A 6,549-nucleotide genomic window follows, 5' to 3' on the forward strand; every position below is an offset into this window, starting at 1 on the left:
CGGCGAAGAAGCCGAGCGCGCCGGCCGGCGCGGGCCGCAAGCCCGCGGGTCCCGCGACGGCCGCGCCGCCACCGGACGACCCGCAGGACCAGTGGCGCGAGTACGTCAGCTCGGTGATCAGCTCCTGGCAGCAGCGCCCCCACGGCGGGCGCGTCCGCTGATCAGCAGTTCGAGCTCGCCGGTTTGCCGTCGATCCGGTCCTTGACGAAGGCCAGGACGTCGGCGTTGCCGGTGTAGACCAGCGTGATGTGGTCGGTGTCGTAGGTCTTCCACGTCTCCGCCACGCCGGCCGCGCAGTACGCCTTGTGCAGCGCGTCGGCCTGCGCGAACTGCACCAGCTGGTCGCCGGTGCCGTGGTACTGGAACACCGGCACCTTCGGCGGGGTGCCGCCGAGCTTGTTCTCGTTCAGCCGGGCCACCCACGCGGGCTTGATGTAGCCCGGGCCGGTCGTGTAGTCCGCGATCTTCTGGTTCGCGTACGTCGTGAGCAGCTCGAACGTGCACGCGCTCTGCTTCATTTCGGCGAGCTTCGCGCGGCCGTTGTCGCTGAGGAACGAGTCGAGCTGCAGTTCGGGGTAGGCCTGGTCCAGCCCCACCAGCGCGTAGGCGAACACGCCGAACCCGAACTTCCCGTCCAGCTGCAGCGTCACCTGGACCAGGTCCGAAGGCACGCCGCCGGCCGCGATCCCGACGAGGTTCAGCTCGGGCGCGTACGACGGCTGCAGCTCCCCGGCCCACGCCGCGGCGCCGCCGCCCTGGGAGTAGCCGCGGAAGACGACCTTCGACGTCGAAGACAGCCCGGCCGCGGTGAGCCGCTGGGCCGCGCGGACCCCGTCGATCACCGCCGGGCCTTCGGAGCGGCCCACGACGTAGGTCGTCTTCGGCGTGCTCTGGTAGCCCTCGTAGTCCGGGACGGTGACGGCGTACCCGGCGTCGAGCAGGTCGTCGAGCCCGGGCTGCTCGTAGAACGCGCCGATGTCGATCATCTTCGACGGCGTGCAGCCGAACGCCGGCCCGTGCGTGCCCGGGTCGAACGAGACGATCGGGGCGGTGGCCCGGTTCGCGGTCTTCGGCACCAGCACGGTGCCGGTGACCGCGTCGGGCTGCCCGAGCGCGTTCGTCGACAGGTACATCACCTGCCAGGCGTCGACCGAAGCCTTGCGCGGGCCCGCGTTCGACTGGCGCCAGCGGAGCACGTCGCCCGGCTTGCCCGCGGGCAGCGGCGACGGCGGCGTGTAGAACGAGTCGTCGAAGGGACCGGCCGCGGGCGCCGCCGACGCCGCGGGTGCGAACACACCGGCGAGCGCCAGCGCCAGGAAGACGGCGAGCACGCGGCGGGCGGTCACGCGCCGCTCCCGTAGACGCGCTTGCAGGTCGCGGACTCGCTGAAGGCCAGGTCCAGCTCGGGGTTCGCCTTGAGGTCCTTGATCGGGCCCTCCGGGTCGGCGAGCTGCCCCATGGTGGCGTCGGCTTCGGCGATGACCTTCCGCAGGCTGGCGTCGTCGGTGACCTTCGCCTGCTCCATCTTGGTCTTCGTCTCGCCGACCTTGGCCCTGGTCTCGGTGAGGTTGCCGGTGGCTTTGTCCACTGCGGACTGTCCATCCGGGACGGGCGGGACGCCCGCCCCGCGGATGCCGCCCGCCATGTCGTCGAGTGCGGAGCCGAGCCGGACCAGGAAGTCGACCATCGCGTCGCGGGTCTTCACCGGGTCGGCGTTGTCCATGGCGGGCGGCTGGGCCAGCTTCGCCGAGCCCGCGGCGACGCCGGTGCACACCTTGTCGACCCAGGCGAGCGCCGCCGGGTCGGCGTGGCGGCCGGGGTCGGCGGGGGCGTCGGAGCCACAGGCAGCGCACGACAGAAGTGCGGTCGCCGCCAATGCGAGCACCGCGCTGTGCATTCTTTTCATGGGTTTCGAAGCTACGCGGCGCGGTTGTGCGCGAGCAAGGAGAGAATGACCGGTTGGCACGTGCGTCAACATTCGGCGGCGGGGAGTTGTCACGCGCGTCAGCGGTTCGGTGACCGCGCTGTGCTGGGGAAACCTTCCCCGGTCTGCTAGGAACCCGAGCCGTGTGGCGTGCCGGTGTGACAATTTGCCGGTGCGGCGTGGCGTTTTCACCAAAAGCTCTTGATTGACCCCATCGGCACTCGTTAGCTTACGGTCGGTCGCGATTCTCGCTGAATGTGCGCGCCGTTTCGTATCACTGTTGATACACGGAAGGACCATCGTGAGTCACCCAAGAGGCAAGAAGAAGACGGCGGTCGCGGCCGCCGCGGCCACGGCGGCGGTGGGGCTGGTCGCCAGTGCGCTGGTGCTCGGGGCGCAGGCCAGTGCCGCCGACCCGATCTCGCTGACGCTGAACTACCACTGCACCTTCCCGCTGGTGGGTTCGCAGGGGCTGAAGGTGGTGATCAACACCGATCTGCCGACCACGGTGAACACCGGGCAGCCGACCGGCGCCTTCGACATCAAGGCCGTGTCCACGATCAACGCGGACACCGTCAGCGGTCTCAGCCTGATCGGCGCCACGACGCTCGAGGGCACCGCGACGGCGGCGGCGACCGTGGCCGCCCCGGGGCTGAACCTCCCGGTCAACGTCCCGATCACGCTGGACAAGACGAACATCCCGGCCTCCGGTGAGATGAACATCAACGCGGCGGGCAAGACGCCGTCGCTGACGTTCACCCAGCCCGGCCAGGCGAAGATCACCGTCGGCGACCTGAACCTCAAGGTCACCCCGCGCAAGGCCGACGGCTCGGTCACCGGCATCACGCCGGACGGCACCATCGACGCGCCCTGCACGCAGGACACCGGCCAGAACAACACCCTGGCCACCATCACCATCAACGGCGGCGGTGGCGGCACGACGACTCCGCCGCCGCCCACCTCGACCACCCCGCCGCCGCCCACCTCGACGACCCCGCCGCCCACTTCGACGACGCCGCCGCCGGGCGGGGGCATCAAGTACTCCTTCGGCATCACCGGCCAGACCGCGCTGAAGTCCCTCGGCAGCACCGCGCCGATCACCGGCTCGTTCGACGCCGACGTCAACCTGTCGGCCAAGACGTTCACCGGCAACCTGCAGCTGAACCCGACGCACACCGACTTCAAGCTGTTCGGCTTCCTGCAGGGCAGCTCGGACGTCAAGGTCGTGCAGAACGGCCCGCAGACCGGTGAGCTCGTCGGCACCGGCTTCAAGGCGCACATCAAGTTCGACACGTTCCTCACCACGGTCAACCTGTTCGGCATCCCGATCAGCACCGACCCGAAGTGCGGCACGACCGCCCCGTCGACCAGCGAGATGACCACCGGCGCCGACTTCGACCTGCTCAAGGGCGGGAAGCTGTCGGGCACCTACTCGCTGTCCGCGCTGCAGAACTGCGGTTCGTTCAACGACATCATCAGCGCGTTCGCCAAGAGCGACGGCAACACGCTGGACCTGGTGCTCGCCAAGAAGTAGCCCGATCTGCCGGCCCCCGTCGCGCCGCGGCGGGGGCCGGTGCCATGCCCCCGAAGGGAAATCCCGTGCCGAACGCCCGGTCGTTGCTCGCGGCGGCCCTCGCCTGCCTGGTGCTGCCGCTCGCGGCCGTGCCCGCGCACGCGTCGACGCCGATCACGAAGAAGCTGAGCTACACCTGCCCGTTCCCGTTGATCGGGCTGCAGAAGCTGGACGTGGAGATCAAGGCGTCGTTCGAGGTGCCGTCCGCGCCGGGCGGCACGTTCACGACGTCGGACCTCGCGGTCGCGGTGACCGTGCCCGACAAGTCCACCCGCGGCCTGGCCCTGGTCGGCGCGGCGAGCATCGAAGGGACGGCGTCCGCAGGGGTGACGCTGACCAACGGCCCGCTGACGCTGCCCTTGACCTTGCCGATGACGGTGGCGAAGACGGCGGTGCCGGCGTCGGGGCCGTTCACCACGCCGGCGTCTGGCACGGTCCCGCCGGTGCAGCTGCCGAACGCGGGCAAGACGGCGCTGACGATCGGCGGCTTCAGCACCCGCCTCACACCGAAGAAGGCCGACGGCTCGTTCACCGGGCTCGGCTCGTTCACCTCGGACTGCACGCTCGACGCCGGCCAGGACCCGGTGCTGCTGTCGTTCGACCTGGGCAGCACCCAGACCGCGCACGACTACGGCGTCACCGGCACGACGACGCTGAAGGCGCTCGGGGCGAGCGCGCCGCTCACCGGCTCGTTCGCCGTCCCGGGCTTCACCCCGGCGTTCGACCCGGCGCGGGCGGAGTTCAAGGTCTTCGGGTTCGTGCCCGGGACGGCTGACCTGAAGTTCGGTCCGGACGGCCCGCAGACCGGTGAGATCACCGGCGACGGCTTCGTCGCGCACGCCAAGCTGGCGCTGAGTTTGCCGCAGGTGACGCTGTTCGGGCTGCCGGTCGCCGACGCGGGCTGCCGGGCGAGCGCGCCGATCCCGGTCGACCTGCGCACCGGCGGCGGGTTCGCGCTCGCCACCGGCGGGCCGGTGAGCGGGACCTACGCGATTCCGGCGCTGACTGGCTGCGGGACGTTCACGGCGTACCTGAGTTCGCTGTTCCAGGGTGACGGCAACACGTTCGCCGTCACTTTGGCCGCACGCTGACCGGGATTCACCTCGGCCCGGTAACTGTGTTCGGATGCGCCGAACCACTGTGGGGACCCTGGTCGTAGTCACGCTGCTCGCCGCCGCCGCGCCCGGGGAGGCGGCCGGGCTCGCCCGCGACCCGGTCGCGGTGGTGTACGACCGGGACCACGCGCTGCACGTGCTGAACGCCGGCGCGACCGACGACGAGCTGACGCTGCGGACGCAGGCGCTCGCGTCGAGCGCGTGGGCGTTCTTCCGGGGCACTTCGCCGCTCTACTACCGGGATCTCGGCGAACTGCCGCCGTCCGCGTACGCCACCGCGGGCGGCGACGTGTGGCTGACCGGTGACGCCCACCTCGAGAACACCGGCGCCGACCGCGGGGCCGACAACGTAGAGCAGTTCGCGATCAATGACACCGACGACGCCTGGCGCGGCTCCTGGACGTGGGACCTGCGCCGTGAGGCCGTCTCGATCGTGCTCGCCGGGCGCGCGGACGGCCGTAGCGCGAGCCAGATCGCCACCGACGTCGACACCTTCGTCGCCGAGTACGCCCAGTGGATCGGGAAGTTCCACGGGACGAACGACGAAGCGACCTGGCGGCTGACCGCGGGCAACACCTCCGACCTCGTCGGCGACCTGATCGACGCGTCCGCGGCGGACAAGCGGGCCGACCTCGTCGCTAAATGGACCACCGGCGGGCACTTCAAGGCCGACCCCGAGCTGCAGACCGTGTCCGCGGCGACCCGGACGCAGCTCGTCGACGCGGTCGCGGCCTACCGGACCACCGCGGGCCAGCCGCTGAAGGCGTCCGAAGCCGTCGTGAAGGACGTGCGGCGGCGGACCGGCGCGGGCACCGGCAGCCTCGGCCGGTTCCGCTGGTACGTGCTCGTCGAAGGAGACACGACGTCGTCGTCCGACGACCGGGTCCTGGAGCTCAAGCAGGAGGTCGACCCGGCGCCGAAGCAGCTCGCGCCGAACGCCACGACGCTGACCGGCGGGCAGCGGCCGGCGCTGGCGCTGCGGTGGCTCGCGAACCAGTCCGACCCGCTGGCCGGCTGGGCGACCGTCGGGACGACCCCGGTGCTGGTGAAGGAGAAGTCGCCGTTCGCCGAAGACCTGAAGATCGGCGACCTGACGTCGTCGGCGATCTGGGACGACACCGTCCGCGACGTCGGCCGCCTGCTCGCCGCCGCGCACGCCCGCGCCGACCAGGACATCCCCGGCACCGGGCTCGGCTACTCGGCGGACGCGGCCATCGACGGCGCGATCACGTCGGTGTCCGGCCTGCAGGCCGAGACCCGCGCCTTCGCGACGAGCTACGCCGACCAGGTCACCACCGACTGGCGCGCGTACGTCGCCGCGAAGGATTCCGGACGTCCGTTGTTCTGAGTTGTCGATTTCGCCTCCGCTCGCGTGACGGAGTAGGAAAGGACCACGACGAGAGGAACCGGACATGGCGCAGTACGCGGTGCTGATCTACGAGCGCGTCCCGCCCGAAGACCTGCCGAAGGAGATCATGGACCGGCACATCGGACTGCCGGAGCGGATCGGCGAGCTGGGCGGGAAGGTGACCGCCGGCCTGGCGCTGCAGCCCAACGAGACGGCGACCGCCATCCGCGGCGACCTCGTCACCGACGGGCCGTTCGTCGAGACCAAGGAGGTGCTGGCCGGGGTGTACCTGCTCGAAGCCCGCGACCTCGACCACGCGCTGGCCTGCGCGAAGCTGACGCCGGTCGTCGAAGGCGGCGTCGAGGTCCGGCCGCTGATCGACTTCCAGGTGGTGCCGGGCTGACCTCCGCCGCGGACGCCGTCGCCGAGGCGCACCGCCGGGAGTGGGCCGCCGTGCTCGCCGCGACGGTGCGCGTCACCCGCGACCTCGACGAGGCCGAGGAGGCCGTGCAGGACGCGTACCTGCAGGCCCTCGAACGCTGGGCGCGCGACGGTGTCCCGGACCGGCCCGGCGCGTGGCTGACCACGG

6 protein-coding genes are annotated in these 6,549 nt (G+C 71.1%); 4 read left to right on the plus strand and 2 right to left on the minus strand.

Annotated features, from left to right (window positions below; translation table 11 throughout):
* Positions 1-161 precede the first annotated feature (161 nt).
* On the minus strand, positions 162-1,346 hold the full coding sequence (locus G3I65_RS23145) for a lipase family protein (protein WP_160697973.1): 1,185 nt from the start codon (positions 1,344-1,346) through the stop codon (positions 162-164).
* The gene (locus G3I65_RS23150; protein WP_239071393.1) at positions 1,343-1,906 is read right to left on the minus strand and encodes a hypothetical protein; all 564 of its coding nucleotides are present in this window, start codon (positions 1,904-1,906) and stop codon (positions 1,343-1,345) included. The genes G3I65_RS23145 and G3I65_RS23150 overlap by 4 nt, the downstream gene beginning before the upstream one ends.
* Positions 1,907-2,225: 319 nt before the next feature.
* Here G3I65_RS23150 and G3I65_RS23155 point away from each other — a divergent pair, with 319 nt between their 5' ends.
* The 4 genes from G3I65_RS23155 (at position 2,226) to G3I65_RS23170 (ending at position 6,363) form a co-directional block, all read left to right on the plus strand.
* The gene (locus tag G3I65_RS23155; protein WP_160697974.1) at positions 2,226-3,458 is read left to right on the plus strand and encodes a DUF6801 domain-containing protein; all 1,233 of its coding nucleotides are present in this window, start codon (positions 2,226-2,228) and stop codon (positions 3,456-3,458) included.
* Between the two features lie 65 nt (positions 3,459-3,523).
* A complete protein-coding gene (locus G3I65_RS23160) occupies positions 3,524-4,588 on the plus strand; it encodes a DUF6801 domain-containing protein (RefSeq protein ID WP_160697975.1) in 1,065 nt (354 codons plus the stop codon).
* 34 nt (positions 4,589-4,622) lie between these two features.
* Positions 4,623-5,960, plus strand: coding sequence for a DUF2252 family protein (locus tag G3I65_RS23165; protein ID WP_166640465.1), 1,338 nt, complete (start codon positions 4,623-4,625; stop codon positions 5,958-5,960).
* A gap of 64 nt (positions 5,961-6,024) precedes the next feature.
* A complete protein-coding gene (locus G3I65_RS23170; protein WP_160697976.1) occupies positions 6,025-6,363 on the plus strand; it encodes a YciI family protein in 339 nt (112 codons plus the stop codon).
* The last annotated feature ends 186 nt before the right edge of the window (positions 6,364-6,549 follow it).

Source organism: Amycolatopsis sp. SID8362, from assembly GCF_010550475.1.
Taxonomy (GTDB): domain Bacteria; phylum Actinomycetota; class Actinomycetes; order Mycobacteriales; family Pseudonocardiaceae; genus Amycolatopsis; species Amycolatopsis eburnea.